The following is a 21,459-nucleotide window of genomic DNA, read 5'->3' as shown; positions in this document are numbered from 1 at the left end:
ACTTCCGGGGCCCGTTTTCGCCGACGCGACGGGCTGGCCCTCCTGTGGGTCAGGGCCGGCGGATGGCGAGGTGCCAGAGCGCGGCGCCGCCACGATAGAGCAGGTTGCGGGCGCTGCGCAGCGGGTCGGGGGCGGGCGCGTCCAGGTGCAGCAGATCGCCGGTTCCCAGCGCCGCCCGGGCCAGGCATTGGCCCAGCACCGTGCCCGGCCCGATCCCCCGTCCATTGAAGCCGAGATAGCCGAAAGCCCCCTCCCCCGGTTGCCAGAGCCGTGGCAGCGCGTCCGGCGTGGTGCCGATGCGGCCCCACCAGCCATGCTTCAGTTCCTGGCCGGCCAGTTGCGGATAGAGCCGCGCCATGCGCCGTTCCGCCCAGGCGCGGTGCGTCGCCATGTCGGGCGCGCCGAGCTGACCGACGCTGCCGATGATGAACCGCCCCGCCGCATCCAGCCGGAACGAGGTGAGGATTTTCGCCGTGTCCCAGGCGCCCTCGCCCCCCGGCAGGATGTCCGCGCGCAGATCGGCGGGCAGCGGGTCGGTGGCGAAGCTGAAATAGGGCAAGGTCGCCAGCGCGCGCGCGGGGTCCGCCGCCGGCCCCTGCCCGTAGGCATTGCCGGCCCAGATCACGCGCGGCGCGCGCAGGGTGCCGCCCGGCGTGGTCAGCACCCAGTCGCCGCCGTCCCGGCGCGCGGTCTGGACCGGGCTGCCGACATGGACCGCCGCGCCCGCGCCGATGGCTGCGCGCGCGAGGCCGCGGGCATAAGCGAGCGGCTGGATGGTGCCGGCGCGCGGATCGAAGAGCGCGGCGCGGAAGGCCTCCGACCCGGTGCGCGCGCGGGTCGCTGCGCCGTCCAGCAGTTCGACGGTGGCGCCGCGGGCCTGCCACTGCCGCGCGCGCGCATCGAGCGCCGAGAGGCCGGCGGCATCGGCGGCGCAATGCAGCGTGCCGGCCGGGCGCGCCTCACACTCGATGCCGTGGCGGGCGACCATGTCCCAGACCGCGGCGGGCGCATCGGCCAGCATCTGCGCCAGCGCGCGGTCCGCGCCGCGCCGTGCCAGCCGGCGTTCCATCTCCTCGGGCATCAGCCAGAGGCCGGCGTTGACCAGCCCGACATTGCGCCCCGATCCGCCGGCGCCGATGCGCTCGGCCTCCAACACGGTGACGCGGGCGCCGGCTTCGGCCGCGGTCAGGGCGGCGGCAAGCCCGGTATAGCCCGCGCCGACGACGGCGATATCGGCCACCGCATCGCGGTCGAGCGGCGGCGCCTCGGGCGCGGGGGGCGCGGTTTCGGCCCAGAGGCCGGGGCTGTCGGGGTCGGGGGTCATGCAACTCTCCGGCGGGTCGGACGCGGCGCAAGACACCAGCGCCGCGGCGGATCGTCAACCCCGTGCGTCGGGCCCGTGCGTCAGGCCCGTGCGTCAGGCCCGGCTATTCGGCCGCATCCAGCTGGAAGCCGCGGGCGATCATGTCCGAGGGGGCGACCGGGTATTCGCCCGAAAAACAGGCGTCGCAGAACTGCGGGCAGGCGGCGTTGCGCCCCCCCGCCTCGCCCGCCGCGCGGTAAAGCCCGTCGAGCGAGATGAACTTCAGGCTTTCGACGCCGATATATTCGCGCATCTCCTCCTCGTTCATCTGCGCGGCGAGCAACTTCGAGCGTTCGGGCGTGTCGACGCCGTAGAAGCAGGGCCAGGCGGTGGGTGGCGAGGCGATGCGGAAATGCACTTCGCGCGCGCCGGCCTCGAGGATCATTTCCTTGATCTTCTGGCTGGTGGTGCCGCGCACCACGCTGTCGTCGACCAGCACGATGCGCTTGCCCTTGACCAGCGCGCGGTTGACGTTGAGCTTCAGGCGCACACCCATGTTGCGGATCTGCTCACTGGGTTCGATGAAGGTGCGGCCCATGTACTGGTTGCGCACGATGCCCATGGCGTAGGGGATGCCCGATTCCTGGCTGTAGCCGATGGCCGCGGGCGTGCCCGAATCGGGGACCGGGCAGACAAGATCGGCCTCCACCGGGGCCTCGCGCGCCAGTTCCACGCCAATCTGGCGGCGGGTTTCATAGACCGACCGGCCGCCGAGGATCGAATCGGGGCGCGAGAAATAGACCTGCTCGAAGATGCAGAAGCGCGAGCCGCTGCTGTCGAAGGGGCGCGAGGAGGTGACGCCCGCGGCGTCGATCACCACCATTTCGCCCGGCTCGATCTCGCGCACGAACTCGGCGCCGATGATGTCGAGCGCGCAGGTTTCCGACGACAGCACATGCCCCTCGCCCAGCCGGCCCAGCACCAGCGGGCGCACGCCGAGCGCGTCGCGCACGCCGATCAGCTTGGTGCGGGTCATGGCGACGATGGAAAACGCCCCCTCGACCCGGCGCAGCGCGTCCTTCAGGCGTTCGGCGATGGTCTTCTGGATGGAACGCGCCATCAGGTGGATGACGCATTCGCTGTCCGAGGAGGACTGGAAGATCGAGCCGCGTTCGATCAGTTCGCGGCGGATGGCGTCGGCATTGGTGATGTTGCCGTTATGGGCGATCGCCGCGCCGCCCATGGCGAATTCGCCGAAGAAGGGCTGCACGTCGCGGATCGCCGTGGCGCCCTTCGAGCCGGCGGTGGAGTAGCGCACATGGCCCAGGCCGATGGTGCCGGGCAGCGTTTCCATGAGGCTGGCGCGGGTGAAGTTGTCGCGCACGAGGCCGAAGCGGTGCGCCGACTGAAACCCCTTCTCGGGCGAGAAGGTGATGATGCCGCCGGCCTCCTGCCCGCGGTGCTGGAGCGCGTGCAGGCCGAGGGCGACGAAATTCGCCGCGTCCTGAACCCCGACGACGCCGAAGACGCCGCATTCCTCGCGCAGCTTGTCGTCGTCGAAGGGGGTGCTGATCCAGCGGTGCATCGAACGGTTCCTCGCAGCCTGCTCGGACCCGCTTTAGTGGATCGCGCCGGACGAGTCACGCCTCTGCGCGGTGTCTTTCGCCCACATCACGATCAATTCGCCGGGGGCGCACAACCCGCGACCAGGGCTTCGTACTGCCCGACGAACCAGTCGGGCACGCCCTGCGGCACGGCGGCGGCCAGCGCGTCCTTGAACCGGCCGAAGATGGCCACCGATTGCGAGTTGTCGACCATGGCCACGGCGCCGTCGGGGGCGATGAATTCGTAGACCAGCAGCGCCACGGCGACCAGCACGATGCCGCGCAGCACGCCGAAGAAGAAGCCCATGCCCTGGTCGATCCCGCCAAGCGCGGAATTGCGCACGAAGCTGGAAAAGAGCGGGGTGAAGAGCGCCGCCACGATCAGCACCACGGCGAAGACCGCGGCGAAGGCGGCGATGATCGACAATTCGCAACTGTCGCCCAGGATCTCGCCCAGATAGGGGATCTCGCGCACCAGGGGTTCGGCGATGGGGGCGAAAAGGAACGCGGCGACCGCGGCGGCGACCCATCCGAGGATCGCCAGAACCTCGCGCACGAAGCCGCGGGCATACGCCAGGATCGCCGAGACGACGATTACCAGCGCCACCGCACCATCGACCAGGGTAAAGCCGTCCACTTCGCTATCTCTCCGGTTGCGTCAGCCTGCGCCGAACACTTCGCCAACGAACCCGGTCAGGTCCGCGAATCTGCGCAACACGACCCCGGCATCGCCCTCGAGCTTTGCACCGCGCGGCAGCATCGCCGCGGTGAAACCAAGTTTTTGCGCCTCTTTCAACCTGTTTTCCGCCTGGGCGACCGGCCGCAAGGCGCCCGAGAGCGAAATCTCACCGAAAACCACCGTCTCGGGCGGGATGGCAACGTCTTCGCGCGCGCTCAGCAGCGCGGCGGCGACCGCCAGATCGGCGGCGGGTTCCTGCACGCGCATCCCTCCCGCGACGTTGAGGAAGACGTCGAGCCCGGCAAAGGGGATGCCGCAGCGCGCTTCCAGGACCGCGAGGATGGTCGACAGACGGCCGCTGTCCAGCCCGACGACGGTGCGGCGCGGCATGCTGAGCGTCGAGGGCGCGACCAGGGCCTGGATCTCGGTCAGCATCGGGCGCGTGCCCTCGATCCCGGCAAAGACGACCGATCCGGCGGCGGCCTCGCCGCGTTCGGACAGGAAGAGGGCCGAGGGGTTGGGCACCTCGGCCAGGCCCCGCCCGGTCATCTCGAACACGCCGATCTCGTCGGCCGGGCCGAAACGGTTCTTGACGGCGCGCAAGATGCGGAACTGGTGCCCGCGCTCGCCTTCGAAATAGAGCACGCAGTCGACCATGTGCTCGACCACGCGCGGCCCGGCGATCTGGCCTTCCTTGGTGACGTGGCCCACCAGGACCACCGAGACGCCGCGCCGCTTGGCGAAGCTGACGAGTTCGTGCGCCGAGGCGCGCACCTGCGCGACCGAGCCTGGCGCGCTTTCGACACTGTCGAGCCACATGGTCTGGATCGAATCGATGATGACAAGATCCGGGCGTTCCGCGTCCAGCGTCGCCAGGATGTCGCGCAAGTTGGTCTCGGCCGCGAGCCGCACCGGCGCCTGCGCGAGATCCAGTCGCTGCGCGCGCAGCCGAACCTGCGCCGCCGCCTCCTCGCCCGAGATATAGAGGCAGTCGAGGCCGCGCCCGGCAAAGGCCGCCACGGCCTGCAACAGGAGCGTCGACTTGCCGATGCCCGGATCGCCGCCGACCAGGATCGCCGAAGCCGCGACAAGGCCGCCGCCGAGCACCCGGTCGAGCTCCTCCAGCCCCGATTGCGCTCGGGGCGGCGGCGCCTCCTCGGCCTCGAGCCGGGTCAGCTCGATCGACCGCCCCTTGCGCAGGACGCGCGGGCCGGCGGCGAGCGGCGCCTCTTCGACGATGCTGTTCCAGGCCCCGCAGGCATCGCAATGCCCGGTCCATTTGCGGTAGACCGCCCCGCAGGCGGTACAGGTGAACTGGGGCTGAGCGCGGGCCATGGCCGCTTATCGCCCGCCGGATGAATGGGCGCAAGCAGGGGTAAGGGGAAGGCGATCGGGGGGCGAAATCGGTCGCTTCCAGCCCGCGGGCGGGGTGCTGGCAGGCGTATGGCAAGGGGCTGGCAAGCGTATGGCAAGCGTATGGCAAGCGTATGGCAGTTCCGAACGGTGCGGCAGGGATTTGGCAGGGATTGCGCCCGCCGGTTTCGGCTCTCGCGGCGGCGGTAGAAGGGGGCGCTGCCCCCCTCTTGGCTGCGCCAATTCACCCCCCGGGATATTTTCGGACAGAAAATGCCGGAGGGGGTGGGGGTTGCCCGGTCTTCGCGGCGTAGCCTCTTTTCGCCGCGCGCGAAGCGCGCGGCGCCCGGCGCAACGCGAAGAAGGTTCGTGCGCGGAACGCGCACAGCCTGACGAGGGGCGGGAGCCCGCCGGTGGGCGGCTTGTGCTGCGCGCGCGGCGGGAGTTGACCGACCCGCGCGCGCGCTGAATAGTCGGCGGACAATCGAACGGGCCGGCGAATCGGAGGGATGCGATGCTGACCGAGGACCAGCAACTGATCCGCGACACGGCGCGCGCCTTCGCCCGCGACCGTCTGGCGCCCGGCGCCGCGGCGCGCGACCGGACCGGCGAGATCGAGCCCGGCATCCTGCGCGAGATGGGCGACCTGGGCTTTCTGGGCATGACCGTCGACCCCGAGCATGACGGGGCGGGCGCCGACTATGTCTCCTACGCGCTGGCGCTGATCGAGGTGGCGGCGGGGGACGGCGCGATCTCGACCGTGATGAGCGTGCACAACGCGCCCTTCAACGCGATCCTGTCGCGCTTCGGCAGCCCCGAGCAGAAGGAGGCGGTCCTGCGTCCGGCGGCGCGGGGGGAGTTCATCGGCGGCTTCGCCCTGACCGAGGCGCAGGCGGGGTCGGACGCCAGCGCGATGCGCACGGTGGCGCGGCGCACCAACGCCGGCTACGTGATCGACGGGGCGAAGGAATTCATCACCTCGGGGCGGATCGGCAAGCAGGTCGTGGTCTTCGCCCGGCGCGAGGGCACGCAGGGCAAGGACGGCATCACCGCCTTCCTGGTGCCGACCGAGACGCCCGGCTACGAGGTCGCGCGCGTCGAGGACAAGCTCGGCCAGCGCGCCTCGGACACCTGCGCGCTGCGGTTTTCCGCGATGGAACTGCCCGACGCCGCCCGCATCGGCGAGGAGGGCGCGGGGTACCGCATCGCGCTGTCCAGCCTCGAAACCGGGCGCATCGGGATCGCCGCGCAGTCGGTCGGCATGGCGCAGGCGGCGCTCGACATGGCGGTCGCCTATGCCGGCGAGCGCTCGAGCTTCGGCAAGCCGCTGATGGGGCATCAGGCGGTGGCCTTCCGGCTGGCGGACCTGGCGACGGAACTGGAGGCGGCACGCCAGATGGTCCTGCACGCGGCGCGGCTGAAGGACGCGGGCCAACCCTGCCTGAAGGAGGCGGCGATGGCCAAGCTCTTCGCCTCGGAAGCCGCCGAGCGGATCGTGTCGGGCGCGCTGCAGTGCTTCGGCGGCTACGGCTATGTCGCCGACACCGGCATCGAGCGGATCTATCGCGATGTCCGCGTCTGCCAGATCTATGAGGGCACCTCGGACATCCAGAAACTGATCATCGCCCGCGCGCTGGCCTCCTGATCCGGCCGTTCGTTCGACGCGCTCCACCCGCGGCCCCGCCCCCTTTTCGCCGCGCGCGCAGCGCGCGGCGCCCGGCCCAACGCGAGGAAGGTTGCGCCGCAGGTGCAGCCTGACGAGGGGCGGGAGAACGTGGTTGGCGCTCGTGCCGGACGCGCCAGACAAGACAACGCCCCGGCCTGACGCGGCAGGCCGGGGCGTCAAGGCTCGCCGGGGGCGCCGGGGCGCCCGCCGGACGATCAGTTCTCGGCCGGGGTGGCCTCGGGCGCGGTCGCGGCGGCGGCGGTCTCGTCCTCTTCCATCGCCTCGATCGCCTTCTGCAGCTCGTCCTTGCCGACCTCGCGCTCGGTGACCTCGGCGCGCTCGAAGATCAGGTCGACGACCTTGTCCTCGAAGATGGGCGCGCGCAGCTGCTGCTGGACCTGGGCGTTCTTCTGCACGAATTCGAAGAACTCCCGCTCCTGGCCGCGGTACTGGCGCGCCTGGTTCATCACCGCCTGGGTCATCTCGGCGTCGGTCACCTCGACCTCGTTCTTGCGGCCGATTTCGGCCAGCAGAAGGCCCAGCTTGACGCGGCGCTCGGCCAGCTTCCGGTGCTCCTCGGTCGGTTCGATCTGGGGATGGTCGTGGCCCTGCACCTCCGGGTTCTCGTCATGCCAGAGCTGGTGGGCGATCTGCCCGGCCTCGGCGTCGACCAGGCTTTGCGGGAGGTCGAAATGGACGGTCTCGTCCAGCGCATCGAGAAGCGCGCGCTTGAGGACCGAGCGCGCGGCCTGGCTGTACTCGGCCTCCAGCCGCTCGCGGATCTGGGTCTTGAAGCTTTCCAGGTCGTCGGCGCCGTAGTTCTTGGCCAGGTCGTCGTCGATCTTGGCGGGCTTGGCGGCCTTCACCTCCTTCACCGTGCAGGCGAAGACGGCTTCCTTGCCGGCCAGGTTCTCGGCGCCGTATTCTGCGGGGAAGGAAACGGTGACCTCCTTCTCGTCGCCGGCCTTGACGCCGATCAGCTGCTCCTCGAAGCCGGGGATGAACTGGCCGGTGCCCAGGGTCAGCGGGAAATCCTCGGCGGCGCCGCCCTCGAAGGCCTCGCCGTCGATTCGACCGGTGAAGTCGATCACCACCTGGTCGCCGGATTTCGCCGCGCCCTTCTTGGTCTCGAAGTTCTGCGCCGATTTCGCCAGGTTCTCCAGCGCCTCGGTCACCGCGGCCTCGTCGGCCTTGACCACCAGGCGCTCCAGCTTGATCCCCGAGAGGTCGGGCTCGCCGATCTCGGGCAGGGCCTCGTAGCTCATCTCGACGACGACGTCGTCGCCTTCCTTCCAGGCCTCGCCGCCCTGCATCTCGACCTTCGGCTGCATCGCCGGGCGATCGCCGCTTTCCTCGAAATGCGACTGCATGGCGCCGTCGACGCTATCCTGCATGGCCTCGCCCAGCAGGCGCTGGCCGAACTGCTTCTTCAGCAGATTCATCGGCACCTTGCCCTTGCGAAAGCCCTTCATCTCGACCTCGGGCTGCGCCTCGGCCAGTTTCTCGTTGACCTTCGCCTCGAGCTCGCCCGCCGTGACGGTGATCTTGTAGCCGCGCTTGAGGCCTTCGTTCAGGGTCTCGGTGACCTGCATTTCATCTTCCTCTGTTACCTCTGGTGCGGGTGGAGGGACTTGAACCCCCACGCCTTGCGGCGCTTGGACCTAAACCAAGTGCGTCTGCCAATTCCGCCACACCCGCGAAGCCGAAGCCCGGACGCTGCCGGGCGACAGCGCCGAAATCGCGCGCCTTCTAGCAAGAAGAAAACCCGGATGCGAGGGGAAATCGCCGGCGATCCGGCCGGAGGCGCGGAATCCGGGGCGCGCGGGTGCGGCGGGACCCCGGTCAGCCAAGCGCGCGCAGGATCGCCGGCAGGCCCTCGGGCAGGTCCTCGGCGATCAGGCCGGGGCCGAAGCGGCGGGCGCAGGCAAGGTGCAGGCAGGCCGCCGTTTCGGCTGCGGCGAAGGGGGCGAAGCCGCGCGCCAGAAGCCCCGCGATCATCCCCGCCAGCACGTCGCCCGCCCCGGCCGTCGCCAACCAGGGCGCGGCGTCGGGTCCGAAGGCGGTGCTGACCGCGCAGGTGCCGTCCGGCGCGGCGATGACCGTGTCCGGCCCCTTCAGCAGCACGGTGCAACCGAAACGGTGGGCGGCGGCGCGCGCCGCGTCCACCTTCGAAACCGGCGCGGTGTCCGCGGGGTCGGCGGAAAGCTGCGCCGCCAGATCGGGGACGAGGCGGGCGAATTCGCCTTCGTGCGGGGTCAGCACGCAGCCTGGGTGCAGCGCGGCGCGCAGCCCTTCGTGTCTTGCCAGCAGCGTCAGCGCATCGGCATCCAGCACCACCCCGCGCCGGGCGTCCAGGGCGGCGGCAAGCAGCCCCTCGGCCCGGGGATGGGTGCCCATGCCGGGGCCGAGGCAGAGCGTGCCGATCCGCGGGTCGGACAGGAAATCCGCCAGCGCCCGGGCATCGCGCAGCGGCGCCAACATCACCGCATCCAGCCGCGCCGCGTTCTCGATCAGCGCGGCGGGCGGGCAGCCCAACGTGACCAGCCCCGCGCCAATCCGCAGCGCCGCGCGCGCCGCCAGACGCGCCGCGCCCCCCTTCCCCGGCCCGCCCGACAGGACCAGCGCATGGCCGTGGCTGTACTTGTGTCCCAGCCCCTTGTGCGCGACCGCCGGGTCGATCTGCGCACGGCGCGCGACTTGCGCCGGGTGATCGCGCGAATAGGCGGTGCGTTCCGGCTCGATCCCAATCGGGACGACGCGCACCGGACCCGACAGGACCGCCCCCGGCGCCAGCGCGTGGCCCAGTTTCAACGCCTCGAAGGTCACGGTCAGATCAGCCGGACGGTCGAGGAAGCCACCCTCGGTTCGGACACGCCCGCTGTCAGCGCAGAGGCCCGACAGGATGTCGACCGCCACCAGCCGCGCGCCGCGCGCCTGCGCCGCCGCCAGCGGGCCCCAGAAGGCGCACGCGACCGGCCGGCCCAGACCGGTGCCGAAGAGCGCGTCGACGACCAGCGTGCCCGGCGCGATCGTGTCGGGGTCGAACGCCTCCAGCGGGGTTGTTCGTCCCTGCGCCTCCCACAGGGCGCGCATTCGGCCGGCGTCGCCGGACGACGCGCGGCTTGCGGCATGGACCGCGACGGTCCAGCCGCGCACGGCCAGAAGGCGGGCAATGACATATCCGTCGCCACCGTTGTTGCCGGGCCCGCAGAACACGACAGTCGAGCCGGGGGCGGCCGCCATGTCGGGCCATTCCGCCAGGATCGCCGAGAGGACCCCCTGACCCGCGCGCTCCATCAGGTCCAGCCCGCTGACGCGCTGCGACTCGATAGCCGCCTTTTCGATGGCGCGCATTTGGGCAGATGACAGCAATTCGGTCATTTCGCACCCGTTCGCATTTACATTCCGCCCCGTTTTCGATCAGATTGATGCAATCTTGTGCATCACGTGCGATTTCGCCGCAGAGGATCCCCAAGGCGCGCCCTGCCGTCCGGTTCCCGGATTGAGGGGCAACGCCGGACGTGATCTTTGGGCCGCGGGTTCGGCAGCAACCGCCAGGGAGTGACGACCGACATGAAGAAGATCGAAGCCATCATCAAGCCCTTCAAGCTCGACGAAGTGAAGGAGGCGTTGCAGGAGATCGGCATTCAGGGGCTTTCGGTGATCGAGGTCAAGGGCTTCGGACGCCAGAAGGGCCATACCGAACTCTATCGCGGCGCCGAGTATGTCGTCGATTTCCTGCCGAAGGTGAAGCTGGAGGTGGTGCTGGCCGACGATATGGTCGACGCCGCCGTCGAGGCGATCATCGCCGCCGCGCGCACCGACAAGATCGGCGACGGCAAGATCTTCGTCTCGCCCATCGAACAGGTCATCCGCATCCGCACCGGCGAGACCGGCGAGGATGCTGTCTAAATCATTCGCTTTTCCAGAGATCAGGGGAGAAACATGAGCGTCGAGAAGATTCTCAGCACCATCAAGGACGAAGGCATCGAGTATGTCGATGTCCGATTCACCGACCCGCGCGGCAAGCTGCAGCACGTCACCATCATCTCGGATCTGGTCGACGAGGATTTCCTTGAGGAAGGGTTCATGTTCGACGGCTCCTCGATCGCCGGGTGGAAGTCGATCGACCAGTCCGACATGAAGCTGATGCCGGATACCGAGTCCGCCTATGTCGATCCGTTCTATGCCGAGAAGACGCTCTGCGTGCATTGCAACGTGGTGGAGCCGGACACCGGCGAATCCTACAGCCGCGATCCCCGCGGCACCGCCGAGAAGGCCGAGGCCTATCTGAAGTCGACCGGCATCGGCGACACCGCCTATTTCGGCCCCGAGGCCGAGTTCTTTCTGTTCGACGACGTGCGCTATTCGGTGACGCCGCACAAGGTCGGCTTCCAGATCGACGCGGATGGTGCGGCGTGGAACACCGACGCCGAGTTCGAAAGCGGGAACCTGGCACACCGCGCCGGGCACAAGGGCGGGTATTTCCCGGTCAACCCGATCGATGACGGGCAGGATATCCGGTCCGAGATGCTGTCGACGATGAAGGCAATGGGCATGACGGTCGACAAGCACCACCACGAGGTGGCGAGCTGTCAGCACGAGTTGGGCCTGATCTTCGGCACGCTGACCGCGCAGGCCGACAACCTGCAGAAATACAAGTACGTCATCCACAATGTGGCGCATGCCTACGGCAAGTCGGCGACCTTCATGCCGAAGCCGATGAAGGGCGACAACGGGTCGGGGATGCATGTCAACATGTCGATCTGGAAGGACGGCAAGCCGCTGTTCGCCGGCGACAAGTATGCCGACCTGAGCCAGGAGGCGCTGTGGTTCATCGGCGGCATCCTGAAGCACGCCAAGGCGCTGAACGCGCTGACCAACCCGGCGACGAACAGCTACAAGCGCCTGATCCCGGGGTTCGAGGCGCCGGTGCTGCGCGCCTATTCGGCCCGCAACCGCTCGGGCTGCGTGCGCATTCCGTGGACGGAGAGCCCGAAGGCCAAGCGCGTCGAGGCGCGTTTCCCCGACCCCTCGGCCAATCCCTACCTGTGCTTCGCGGCGCTGCTGATGGCGGGTATCGACGGGATCAAGAACAAGATCGATCCGGGCCCGGCGTCGGACAAGGATCTATATGATCTGCCGCCGGAGGAACTGGCCGAGATCCCGACCGTCTGCGGCAGCCTGCGCGAGGCGCTGGAATCGCTGGCCGAGGATCACGACTTCCTGCTGGCCGGCGACGTCTTCACCAAGGACCAGCTGGAAGGTTACATGGCGCTGAAGTGGGAAGAGGTCTACGCCTACGAACACACGCCGCACCCGGTGGAATACCAGTACTACTACAGCTGCTGACCGGCAGGCGGACGCGCGCCGCAGGATGGAAAAAACGGGGCGGGGGCGCAAGCTTCCGCCCTTTCTCGTGGCGGGGCTCGTGGCGATCTGACCGGCTTGCGCCCCCTTCGCAAGGGTTTCGAATGGGGTGTGCAAGTTGCACACCCATGTCAAGGCATTGATATTCAAGGATAGAGCCAGAAAAATTAACCGGATCCAAACCCTTTCCCCGCGTTCCCGAGCGACTTTCAGTCAGGGGTGGCGAACGCACCCTAGGGGATACTCGCCCCCTGCCCCATCGGACCCGGCCTTCGGGTTTTTTCGGGAAATCAGGGTGACTTTGCGGGCGCCATCTGCGATCCTGATCGACGACCCGGTCGGTCCGACAGGAAGGTGAGTCATGCCGCGCACCCATTCCGATCCCAGCCCCTCGGCGGTGGTGTTGTCGGGCACGCTGCGGGCGGCGATCGTGGCGCATACCAGGGAGCGGATGCGCCATTTCTTCCTGTTCCTCTATGTCTACCGGATGCTGGTGCATGTGCTGCAGATCCCGGCGGACAGTTGGGCCCGCCACGTCAGCGTGAAGGCCACGCACCAGATCGACGTCGGCCTGCGCCGCGACGAGGCTTGGGACATCGCGTTCAAGAAGGACGACGTGTCGGTCCTGGACCTGCAGGCCAGCGCGTTCCGGCGGGTCGACGCGACGCATTTCTGCAACCTGGGCCTGGCGCCGTCGCTGGCCGCGCTGTGCGCGAAAAGCCCCGACGCGCGCGCGATGCATCTCTACAATGCGCTGGAGCGGGTGTGCGGCAACACGAGGCTGATGCCGCAACGGATCAACATCGGCCCGGACCGGGTGGTGGACAAGGCGCACGGCGATCTGTCCCTGGCGTTCCTGAAACAGATGGCGACCGGCGCGGCGCCGATCTCTCCGCCATTCTTCGCGTCCTATCGCGAGTTGGTGGTGGCCCGCATGACGACCTACGGCAAGGGGCAGGCCGACAAGGGCAACGAGGCCGTCGCCGAGGCCGCCGGCATCTACATCGCCACGCTGAGCGAAAGCGAGCCGCCGATGGAGTTGCGCACGCAGGGCGCGACGAGCCGCTGGATCAAGACACGCGCCACGCATAGCGAGGAAGTCTGGGCCACGCTTCTGGGCAACGCCGAGGGCGATTTCTTCGGCTATGGCTTCGACCGCGACGACGGCACCAGCATCGCCGCCTTCGTGTCGCGGCGCGTCGCCTAGCGCCGGGACGGGATCAGTCGCCGCGGGCCATTCGGCAGACGATCTTCCATTCCTCCTCGGTCACCGGCTGCACCGACAGGCGCATGGATTTCACCAGCGCCATGTCGGCCAGTTCGGGCGTGTCCTTGACCTCGGCTAGGGTGACCGGGCGCGGCAGGGGTTCGACGGCGCGGATGTCGACGCATTCCCAGCGGGGATCGTCGGTGGTGCTGTCGGGATGCGCGAGGGCGCAGACCTCGGCGACGCCGACGATCTCTTTCCCGATATTGGAATGGTAGAAGAAGACGCGGTCGCCGATCGCCATCGCCTTCATGTTGTTGCGCGCCTGGTAGTTGCGCACGCCGTCCCATTCCTCGCCCTTGCTGCCCTTCGCCACCAGGTCGTCCCAGGAAAAGACGTCGGGTTCGGATTTCATCAGCCAGAGCGCCATCAGCCGATCACCTTCTTCCATTCCTCGATCCGGACCTCGGCAAAGAGGCCGGCGGTGGCGTAGGGGTCGTTGGCTGCCCAGGCCTCGGCCATCGCGCGGTTGGGCAGGTCGAGGACGACCAGCGAGCCGGTCATGCCGCCCTGCGCATCGAGGAACGGCCCGGCGTGCACCGTGGCGCCCGTCTCCTCCAGATAGGCCAGATGCGCGGGCCGCACCGCCTGGCGCAGGTCCGCGTGGTCGGGTTTGTCGGAACAGATCAGGGCGAAAAGCGGCATTGGCGGGCTCCGTCGGGTGGCGTGGTCCCTGTCATGCCGGGTGCGGGGGGCGGGCGCAAGATGGGGGCGCTGCCCCCCGGCCACGCAAAGGCGTGGCCTCCCCCCGGGATATTTCGGGACAGATGAAGGGGGCTCAGGCCTTGGCGCCGCGCTTGCCGGCGCCGAGAAGCGGCGCGGCGGCGGCATCGAGCGGCCAGCGCGGGCGGGCGGCGAGGGTCAGGTCGTCGGCCTGGCCCAGCCGGAAACGCTCGATCCCCGCCCAGGCGATCATCGCGGCGTTGTCGGTGCAAAGCGCCAGCGGCGGGGCGAGGAAGCGGGTGCCGGCGGCCGCGGCGACGGTCTCCAAGCGTGCGCGCAGGGTCGCGTTGGCGGCCACCCCGCCGGCGACCGCGAAGGCGGTGAGGCCGGGGCTGGCGGCCAGCGCCCGGGCGCTTTTCTCGGCCAGGACATCGGCCACCGCGGCCTGGAACGAGGCGCAGAGGTCCGCGCGGTCGGCGCGGGTCAGCCCTCCCTGGTCGGCGATCACCGCGTCGCGGGCGCGCAGAAGCGCGGTCTTGAGGCCCGAGAAGGACAGATCGCAGCCCGGGCGGTCCAGCAGCGGCCGCGGGAAGGCGAATCGCGCGGGATCGCCGGTGCGCGCCGCGGCTTCGACCGCGGGGCCGCCGGGCTGGGGCAGGCCGAGGATCTTGGCAGTCTTGTCGAAAGCCTCGCCCGGGGCGTCGTCGATGGTGCCGCCGAGGCGGGTGAAGCGGTCCGCGCCGGCGACCCGCAGGAACTGGCAATGCCCGCCCGAGACGAGCAGCATGAGATAGGGAAAGGCCAGCCCGTCGGTCAGCCGGGGGGTCAGCGCATGGCCGGCCAGGTGGTTGATGCCCAGAAGCGGCAGGCCGGTCGCCGCCGCCAGCCCCTTGGCCAGCATCACGCCGGAGAGGACGCCGCCGATCAGCCCCGGCCCCGCGGTGACGGCGATCGCGTCGAGGTCGCGCAGCGGGACGCGCGCCTCGGCCAGCGCGGCCTCGACCGCGTGGTCGAGTTTCCCGACATGGGCGCGGGCGGCGATTTCGGGGACGACGCCGCCGAAGACTGCGTGCAGGTCGGCCTGCCCGATGACCACCGAGGAGAGGATCTCTCCACGGGGTCCGTCGGCGCGCACGACCGCGGCCGCGGTGTCATCGCAGCTCGACTCGATCCCCAGAATAGTCGGCCTGTCGGTCACGCCGGTGCTTGCCCCCATCTTGCGCCCGCGCCTATCATCGGGGCGCGGCGCGCACAACGCCCGCGCATGAGGCCCCGCCCGCATGACGATTGGCCCAGGATGACCGCGCCCGAAGCGCCGCTGCTACTGCTGACCCGACCGGCGGCGCAATCCGAACGGTTTGCGGCGCGGGCCGGCGCCAGTTGCCCGCCGTTCCGGCTGCTGATCGCCCCGTTGAACAAAATCGTGGCCCTGCCGTTCGACGCGGCGGCGCTGCAAGGGGCGGAGGTGATCTTCACCTCGGCCAACGCGGTGGCGGCCGTCGCCGGGATCGCGCGGCCGGGTGGGCAGCGCGCCTGGTGCGTCGGCCCGGCGACGGCAGCGGCGGCGCGCGCGGCTGGTTTTTCCGTGCGGGAAGCTGGCGGGGACGCGGTGCATCTGCTGGCCGATCTACGCCGGGCGCGCCCGGATGCGCCGCTGGTTCACGTCCGCGGGCGTCATGTGGCCTGCGATCTGGCGGGCAGCCTGGCGCGGGATGGCAAGACGGTTGGTCAGGTGATCGCCTACGAGGCCCGCGCCTGCGCCTGGGACGCGGGCGTGATGGCCACGCTGGAGGGGGCAGGGCAGATCGTCGCGCCGCTCTTCTCGCCGCGCGCGGCGGCGGCGTTTTCGGCGCGTATCGGCCAGCCGCCGCCAGGGCTGCAGGTGATCGCGATCAGCGCCGCCTGCGCCGCACGGCTGTCGCCGGCTCTGCGCCGCGATGCGGCCATCGCCGAACGGCCGGACGGCGATGCGATGCTGCGTGCAACTTCAGACGCACTCGCGCGTTCCGGAGCAAGCCTTGAGGCGGGGCGACGAGGCGGTTAGTCTTGTACTTGACGGGTGTCATCGCAGGGCGCCGGGGATTCGGAGGACAGAATGGCACGAGCGACTCGCGGCGGCAGCCGGAACGGCGCAACCGAGGACGGGCAGGACAAGGGGCCCGGCACCTCGACGCCGGCATCCGGGTCGCCCGACGCATCGGAAACGGCGTCCGAGCCTTCGTCGAAGCCTGCCGGTTCCGGCGCGCCCAAGGCGACAGACGAGAAATCCGGCGCGAAGAAGGCGGGCGCGGCAGCGGCGTCCACCTCCGCTTCCGCCTCCGACCCGGCGGATGCACCGAAGACCGCGCCCGGCGCTCCCGCTTCCACCGCCCCCATCGGGGCGACTGCCACCGGGACCACCGCCACGCCATCGACGCCCGGGGACAGCGGCCCCGCCAGATCCGGGCCGGGCGCGCGCCCGGCAGCGGCGTCGCCCTCGACCGGTGCATCCGGCCCAACGCCGTCCGCCCCTTCGCCGGTCGGCACGCGGCCAGTCGCGCCTTCGCGGTCCGGCTCGACATCAGCCGCCTCTGCGCCGACCGCCGCGCCGCCATCCACCCCTTCGCCAGCCGGCACGCCGCCAGCCGCCCTTACGCGGTCCGGCTCGACATCAGCCGCCTCTGCGCCGACCGCCGCGTCGCCGTCCGCCGCTTCGCCAACCGGGGCGCCGGCAGCCGCCTCTGCGCCGACCGCTGCGACGTCAGCGGCATCGAGTGGGGCCGGAAATCCGCCCTGGGACAAGTCCGAGGCGAAGAAGGACACCGCGCCGGGCGCCGATGCGCGCAGCGGGAAATCCGTAACGGGCGACGCGACGTCGAAGGACGGCGGGAAGGCGTCCGAGGATGTGAACACCGACAGCGCCGCCTCGACCCCTGAAGCGACGCGTCCCCCAAAGGAAGCGCCCCCCGTGGTCGAACGCCGCGGCAGCATGCTGCCGCCCCTGCTGGGTGGCGTTCTGGCCGCGGCGGTCGGCGCCGCGGTCGCGCTCTACCTGTTTCCGCAAGGCTGGCAGCCCGGCACCGACGCGATTGACTCGCGGCTGGTTGCGCTGGAATCGCGCCCGGAGGCGCCGGACGCCGCGGCCGTCAGTCGCGCGATCGAGGAGGCGCTGGGGCCGGTTCGCGCCCGGCTCGATGCGCTGGAGGCCGCGGATTCACTCGACGCTGCTGCGTTGCAGCAGCAGATGGAAGACCTGACCCAGCGGATCGAGGCCGCCGAGGCCTTCGACCTCGATGCGATCGAGCAGCGCCTGCAGGGACTGACCACGCGGATCGAAGCCGCCGAAACCGATGCGCCGGGTCCCGACATGGGACCGCTCGAGCGCGGCCTGGACGAGGTGACCGCCCGCCTCGCCGCCCTTGAAGAAACGCGCGGGGCCGACATCACCGCCGCCGTGCAGGCCGCACTTGCCGAGGCCGAGGCCGCGCAGCAGGCCCGCGCCGAGGAACTGGATGCAACCGCCGATGCGCTGGCCAGCGAACAGGCGCGCCTGTCAGCACGATTGGCATTGACCGACCTTTCGGTCGCCGCCGAAAGCGGCGCGCCGGCGCCCGATGCGCTCTCGCGCGTCACGGCGGTGAGCGAGGCGCCCGCACCACTCGGCGCCTTTGCCGAGGGCCTGCCGACGCTGGCCGAACTGCAATCCGACTTTCCCGAAGCCGCGCGCCGGGCACTTGCCGCCGCGCCGGTGTCGCAGGACGCGGATCTGGGCGACCGCGTGCTGGGCTTTTTGCGCAGCCAGTCCGGCGCGCGCTCGCTCGCACCGCGCGCGGGCAATGACCCCGATGCGATCCTTTCGCGGGCCGAAGCGGCGGTGCGCGACGGCCGGCTGGTCGAGGCGCTGGACGAGATCGACGCACTGCCGCCCGCTGCGGCGGCGGAACTGGCCGACTGGCGCGCCCGGGCCGAGCGCCGCACCGAAGCAATTGCCGCCCTCGCCGAGATGCAGGCCCGTCTGGGATCGGAATAAGGAAACTCGAATGCTCTGGACCGTTCTCAAGATCGCGCTGTTCCTGGCCGTCGTGGCCGGGCTGGCACTGGGCGCGCAATGGCTGATGGATGCCGGCCCCGGTATCCGCATCGCCGTCGCGGATGTGGAGTTCAACCTGGGCCCGGTCCAGGCGGCGCTGGCCGCGCTGGTGGTGCTGGCGCTGCTGTGGCTGTTGCTGAAGCTGGCGGGTTTCCTGGTCGCGTCGCTGCGGTTCATCAACGGCGACGACACCGCGATCAGCCGCTACTTCGAACGCTCGCGCAAGCGCCGCGGGCTGGAGGCGCTGACCGAAGGGTTTGTCGCGCTTGCTTCGGGTGAAGGTGATCGGGCGGTGGTCAAGGGCCGCAAGGCCGAGAAGCTGCTGGAGAACCGCACCCTGTCGAACCTGCTGATTGCGCAGGGCGCGCAGTCCAAGGGCAACCGACAGCTGGCCGAGGATTACTATCGCCGCCTGCTCGAGGAAGACCGCACGCGCTTCATCGGCGCGCAGGGGCTTCTGGGGCAGATGCTGGACGCCGGAAACGACGAGAAGGCGCGCAAGCTGGCCGAAAAGGTGCTGACCCTGAAGCCGGAGCACGCGCCGACCCAGGACACGCTGCTGCGGCTGCAGAACAGGGCGGGCGACTGGCCGGGCGCCCGCCGCACGCTGGCCGAGACTAAGCGCACCGGGCGGATGCCGGCCGATGTCTATCGCCGCCGCGACGCCGTGCTGGCGCTGCAGCAGGCGCAGGCGCTGGAAGCCGAGGGCAGGTCCGATGCCGCGCGCGACCTGGCGCTGGAGGCCAACGGCTCCTCGCCCGGGTTGATCCCCGCCGCCGTCATGGCGGCGCGCGCGCAGATCGCACGCGGCAACGCCCGGGCGGCGGCGAAGGTCATCAAGAAGGCGTGGAGGCTGCAGCCGCATCCCGAACTCGCCCAGGCCTTTGCCGAGATCGAGCCGGACGAGGACGCGACAGCGCGTTCGCGGCGATTCGAGAAGTTGCTGACGCTGGTCGAGCACGACGAGGCGAAGCTGACCCGCGCCGAGCTTCTGATCGCGGCCGAGGATTTCCCGGCGGCACGGCGCGCCATCGGCACGCTGCACGAAACCGCACCCAGCCAGCGGGTGATGACCATCATGGCCGCGATCGAACGCGGCGAAGGCTCGGACGACAGCGTCGTGCGCGGCTGGCTGGCGCGCGCGCTGACCGCGCCCCGCGGCCCCCGTTGGGTCTGCGACAAATGCCAGCATATCCACGCCAGCTGGACCGCGATCTGCGAGAATTGCGACGCCTTCGACACGCTTAGCTGGCGCACGCCGCCCGACAGCTCGGGCCCCAGCGCAAGCGGGTCCGAGATGCTGCCGCTGATCGTCGGCACCCCGCGCGACCGCGCATCGGTCTCCGATCCCGAACATGCGGTCGATATGGAACCCGAGCCCCATCCGGCCACCCCCGCCGACGTTGCCCCGCAGCCTGCGGACAAGACCGCAGGAGAAACCGCCCCGGACGATATCGCCCGGCGCGCCCCCGGCGTCTGAGCGCAGCAGGGCGGCGCCAGGAGCCGGTGACTGGGCAAGAAGCCCTTTCGGTCCTGGTTGATCCTAACTGCCGCGACTGTCATGGTAGAGTTGCCGCAACATATCGGCCTTCCGCGACGGCACCCTGTTCGCGGGCTTCCGCAACTCTCGACAAGAAAGATTGACGCCGCCCATTGCCCTGATAAAAGTCGCGTCGTTCCGTCGCCTCGGCCCTTACGGGTTCGTTGCGCCCGCGCGAAGACTGGCCCCTCGTATCGGTCATGAACTTCGGATCGGTGCGGGAGTGACGCGAAGGCCACCAGTCGACGCCGGGCCTTGTGAAGCCGGACAGGCCATAGTAGGGGCGGAACGGAGAAGAGTGCCGCTGTAGCTCAGCTGGTAGAGCACGTCATTCGTAATGATGGGGTCGGGGGTTCGAGTCCCTTCAGCGGCACCAGTCTTCTCAAGAAGTCAGATGTTTCGATCGGTTGTCCACGCTAACCGGCAGGGGCTGAAGATCTGCACCACGGATGAGATCGACAAGACTTTTTCGTTGTTTCTTGCTATTTTCCTGATGTGCGGTCGACCTCGTGGCGAAGCGTGGCGCCTCGGCTGGAAGCGTCACCGGGCAGCCCACGGAGTCCCTGTCGATGTGAGGCGGCCGCACACCTGGCGGCTTTTCCCGGAGGCCGTGATCTCCATGCCGCAACGAAGTGCTCGTATCTCTTTTCGGCAAGCTCGGCGATCCGCGCCTCCTGCTGACGCAGTTTCTTCACGTTGTAGGCATAGCTCGCGCCGCGCTTGTTGCCTTTCTTCTGCGGCCGCCCGGCGGCCAGTTCCATGGCGCGGCGCTTGTGGGCAACCAGGCTGGGGCGGGCCCAGCGGTAGTCTTCGCCCTTCGTCCGCATATGCCAGCACAGCGTGGCCAGCTTGCGCGCCACTGCGACGGCGGCGATCTGATGGCCGCGACGTGCCCGGATGCGGATGAAGAAGGCGCGTAGCGGGCCGGGGGCCTTTGCCGCGGCCCAGGCCGTCGACCAGCATCGCCCGGGCGTGACTGCGTCCGGCCTTGCTGATCCGGCCATGGTGGGCAGTACCGAGACCGGACTGGTGCACGCGCGGGTTCAGCCCGAAATAGCTCACCAGCTTCTGGGGAGAGGCGAACCGATCGATGCTGCCGATCGCCGCCATCAGGCCGGCCGCCACGGTCAGGTTGACGCCGGTGATGGTCAACAACTGCCGGATCGGTTCGTCATCCAGCGCGTCCTCGGCGATGTCGCGGTCGAGCGCGGCAAGGTCCTCCGCACGCCGGTCCAGTTCGCGGATGTGGCGTGCGATCGCGGCGCGCTCGTCGTCCGGCACCGGCTGGCGTGCCAGCCAGTCGCGGCCGCGCGTGTTGAAGAGATCGGCATGCGGGCATTTCGGGACCAGATGCGCATGCAGGATGGCATGCACCTCGTTCTTGATCCGGGTCCGGTGCCGGACGACCTGGTAGCGCCGCGCGACCAGCCGGCGCATCCGCTCCGTCGCCGCATCCGGCGTCCAGATCTCCGGCAGATAGGCTGCGACATAGAGGCTCGCCAGCGTGCCGGCGTCCACCTTGTCGGTCTTCACATGGGCATGCGCGATCGCCTTTACCTGGAGCGGATTGGCGATCACCACCCGTTTCACGTGCGGCGACAGAACCCGCGACACCGCCATGCAATTTCCGGTCGCTTCGATCACGACCTCATCAGTCTCCTGAAGCTGCCTGCCAAATCCCTCCAGGGCCGTTCGGGTCAGTTCGACCCGCCCTGCGTGCCTGGTCAGGCCATTCTCCCAGATCACCACCTCCCCGAAGGTGCTGTGGATGTCGATACCGATAACGCGTCGCATGTGCGCCTCCCTTGCCAGTGACAACAAGCGGCGGGCGACACGACAACTACGGATTCGCGCTCACGGCGCAACCGGGCGAGTCGCAGAGGCGGCCAATTAACTAACTGGAGATCTCGGCTCATGGTACAGATCGGCCTGCCCGCACCTTCGT

At 69.6% G+C, this 21,459-nt stretch carries 18 protein-coding genes and 2 tRNA genes; 8 read left to right on the top strand and 12 right to left on the bottom strand.

Going from position 1 to position 21,459, the window contains the following annotated elements:
* Positions 1–49: 49 nt before the first annotated feature.
* The 4 genes from IM708_RS17395 to radA all read right to left on the bottom strand — a co-directional run bounded on the left by IM708_RS17395 (position 50) and on the right by radA (position 4,921).
* The gene (locus IM708_RS17395) at positions 50–1,324 is read right to left on the bottom strand and encodes an FAD-binding oxidoreductase (RefSeq protein WP_209427849.1); all 1,275 of its coding nucleotides are present in this window, start codon (positions 1,322–1,324) and stop codon (positions 50–52) included.
* A gap of 103 nt (positions 1,325–1,427) precedes the next feature.
* Positions 1,428–2,888, bottom strand: a complete 1,461-nt coding sequence (gene purF, locus IM708_RS17390; RefSeq protein ID WP_209427848.1) for an amidophosphoribosyltransferase — start codon at positions 2,886–2,888, stop codon at positions 1,428–1,430.
* A gap of 92 nt (positions 2,889–2,980) precedes the next feature.
* Positions 2,981–3,544, bottom strand: a complete 564-nt coding sequence (locus IM708_RS17385) for a CvpA family protein (protein ID WP_209427847.1) — start codon at positions 3,542–3,544, stop codon at positions 2,981–2,983.
* Between the two features lie 21 nt (positions 3,545–3,565).
* A complete protein-coding gene (radA, locus tag IM708_RS17380) occupies positions 3,566–4,921 on the bottom strand; it encodes a DNA repair protein RadA (RefSeq protein ID WP_209427846.1) in 1,356 nt (451 codons plus the stop codon).
* 532 nt (positions 4,922–5,453) lie between these two features.
* On the opposite strand from radA, the gene IM708_RS17375 reads away from it, so the two are divergent.
* Positions 5,454–6,584, top strand: a complete 1,131-nt coding sequence (locus IM708_RS17375; protein WP_209427845.1) for an acyl-CoA dehydrogenase family protein — start codon at positions 5,454–5,456, stop codon at positions 6,582–6,584.
* A 236-nt stretch (positions 6,585–6,820) separates the two neighbouring features.
* Here IM708_RS17375 and tig read toward each other — a convergent pair whose 3' ends face one another.
* The 3 genes from tig to IM708_RS17360 all read right to left on the bottom strand — a co-directional run bounded on the left by tig (position 6,821) and on the right by IM708_RS17360 (position 9,986).
* A complete protein-coding gene (tig, locus tag IM708_RS17370; protein WP_209427844.1) occupies positions 6,821–8,197 on the bottom strand; it encodes a trigger factor in 1,377 nt (458 codons plus the stop codon).
* 21 nt (positions 8,198–8,218) lie between these two features.
* A tRNA-Leu gene (locus IM708_RS17365) sits at positions 8,219–8,303 on the bottom strand.
* 144 nt (positions 8,304–8,447) lie between these two features.
* Positions 8,448–9,986, bottom strand: coding sequence for an NAD(P)H-hydrate dehydratase (locus IM708_RS17360; protein ID WP_209427843.1), 1,539 nt, complete (start codon positions 9,984–9,986; stop codon positions 8,448–8,450).
* A gap of 192 nt (positions 9,987–10,178) precedes the next feature.
* On the opposite strand from IM708_RS17360, the gene IM708_RS17355 reads away from it, so the two are divergent.
* From IM708_RS17355 to IM708_RS17345, 3 genes are all read left to right on the top strand, one after another.
* Positions 10,179–10,517 (top strand): P-II family nitrogen regulator, encoded by a 339-nt coding sequence (locus tag IM708_RS17355; protein ID WP_209427842.1) that lies wholly within the window; start codon positions 10,179–10,181, stop codon positions 10,515–10,517.
* Between the two features lie 33 nt (positions 10,518–10,550).
* The gene (gene glnA, locus IM708_RS17350) at positions 10,551–11,957 is read left to right on the top strand and encodes a type I glutamate--ammonia ligase (RefSeq protein WP_209427841.1); all 1,407 of its coding nucleotides are present in this window, start codon (positions 10,551–10,553) and stop codon (positions 11,955–11,957) included.
* Positions 11,958–12,336: 379 nt separating this feature from the next.
* Positions 12,337–13,182 (top strand): hypothetical protein, encoded by an 846-nt coding sequence (locus IM708_RS17345; RefSeq protein ID WP_209427840.1) that lies wholly within the window; start codon positions 12,337–12,339, stop codon positions 13,180–13,182.
* A gap of 13 nt (positions 13,183–13,195) precedes the next feature.
* On the opposite strand, the gene IM708_RS17340 is transcribed toward IM708_RS17345, so the two are convergent.
* The 3 genes from IM708_RS17340 to tsaD form a co-directional block, all read right to left on the bottom strand.
* The gene (locus IM708_RS17340; RefSeq protein ID WP_209427850.1) at positions 13,196–13,612 is read right to left on the bottom strand and encodes an EVE domain-containing protein; all 417 of its coding nucleotides are present in this window, start codon (positions 13,610–13,612) and stop codon (positions 13,196–13,198) included.
* The gene (locus IM708_RS17335) at positions 13,612–13,887 is read right to left on the bottom strand and encodes a YciI family protein (protein WP_209427839.1); all 276 of its coding nucleotides are present in this window, start codon (positions 13,885–13,887) and stop codon (positions 13,612–13,614) included. The genes IM708_RS17340 and IM708_RS17335 overlap by 1 nt, the downstream gene beginning before the upstream one ends.
* A 133-nt stretch (positions 13,888–14,020) precedes the next feature.
* Positions 14,021–15,121 (bottom strand): tRNA (adenosine(37)-N6)-threonylcarbamoyltransferase complex transferase subunit TsaD, encoded by a 1,101-nt coding sequence (gene tsaD / locus IM708_RS17330; RefSeq protein ID WP_209427838.1) that lies wholly within the window; start codon positions 15,119–15,121, stop codon positions 14,021–14,023.
* An 81-nt stretch (positions 15,122–15,202) separates the two neighbouring features.
* On the opposite strand from tsaD, the gene IM708_RS17325 reads away from it, so the two are divergent.
* Entirely contained in the window at positions 15,203–15,949 is a 747-nt protein-coding gene (locus tag IM708_RS17325; protein ID WP_209427837.1) for a uroporphyrinogen-III synthase, read from the top strand.
* On the opposite strand, the gene IM708_RS17320 is transcribed toward IM708_RS17325, so the two are convergent.
* A complete protein-coding gene (locus IM708_RS17320; protein ID WP_209427836.1) occupies positions 15,946–16,875 on the bottom strand; it encodes a hypothetical protein in 930 nt (309 codons plus the stop codon). The genes IM708_RS17325 and IM708_RS17320 overlap by 4 nt on opposite strands.
* On the opposite strand from IM708_RS17320, the gene IM708_RS17315 reads away from it, so the two are divergent.
* From IM708_RS17315 to IM708_RS17305, 3 genes are all read left to right on the top strand, one after another.
* Positions 16,853–17,914, top strand: coding sequence for a hypothetical protein (locus IM708_RS17315; protein ID WP_209427835.1), 1,062 nt, complete (start codon positions 16,853–16,855; stop codon positions 17,912–17,914). The two genes, IM708_RS17320 and IM708_RS17315, sit on opposite strands and share 23 nt — an antisense overlap.
* A 10-nt stretch (positions 17,915–17,924) precedes the next feature.
* Positions 17,925–19,454 (top strand): heme biosynthesis HemY N-terminal domain-containing protein, encoded by a 1,530-nt coding sequence (locus IM708_RS17310; protein ID WP_209427834.1) that lies wholly within the window; start codon positions 17,925–17,927, stop codon positions 19,452–19,454.
* A 360-nt stretch (positions 19,455–19,814) separates the two neighbouring features.
* Positions 19,815–19,890 (top strand) — tRNA-Thr (locus IM708_RS17305).
* 164 nt (positions 19,891–20,054) lie between these two features.
* On the opposite strand, the gene IM708_RS17300 is transcribed toward IM708_RS17305, so the two are convergent.
* On the bottom strand, positions 20,055–21,308 hold the full coding sequence (locus tag IM708_RS17300) for an IS110 family transposase (protein ID WP_209427833.1): 1,254 nt from the start codon (positions 21,306–21,308) through the stop codon (positions 20,055–20,057).
* Positions 21,309–21,459 lie beyond the last annotated feature (151 nt).

Origin of the sequence: Pararhodobacter sp. SW119, from assembly GCF_017811755.1 — a bacterium.
Lineage (GTDB): Bacteria > Pseudomonadota > Alphaproteobacteria > Rhodobacterales > Rhodobacteraceae > Pararhodobacter.
The sequence above is the reverse complement of the archived record's forward strand: the minus strand, read 5'-3'. Positions and strand labels throughout refer to the sequence as shown.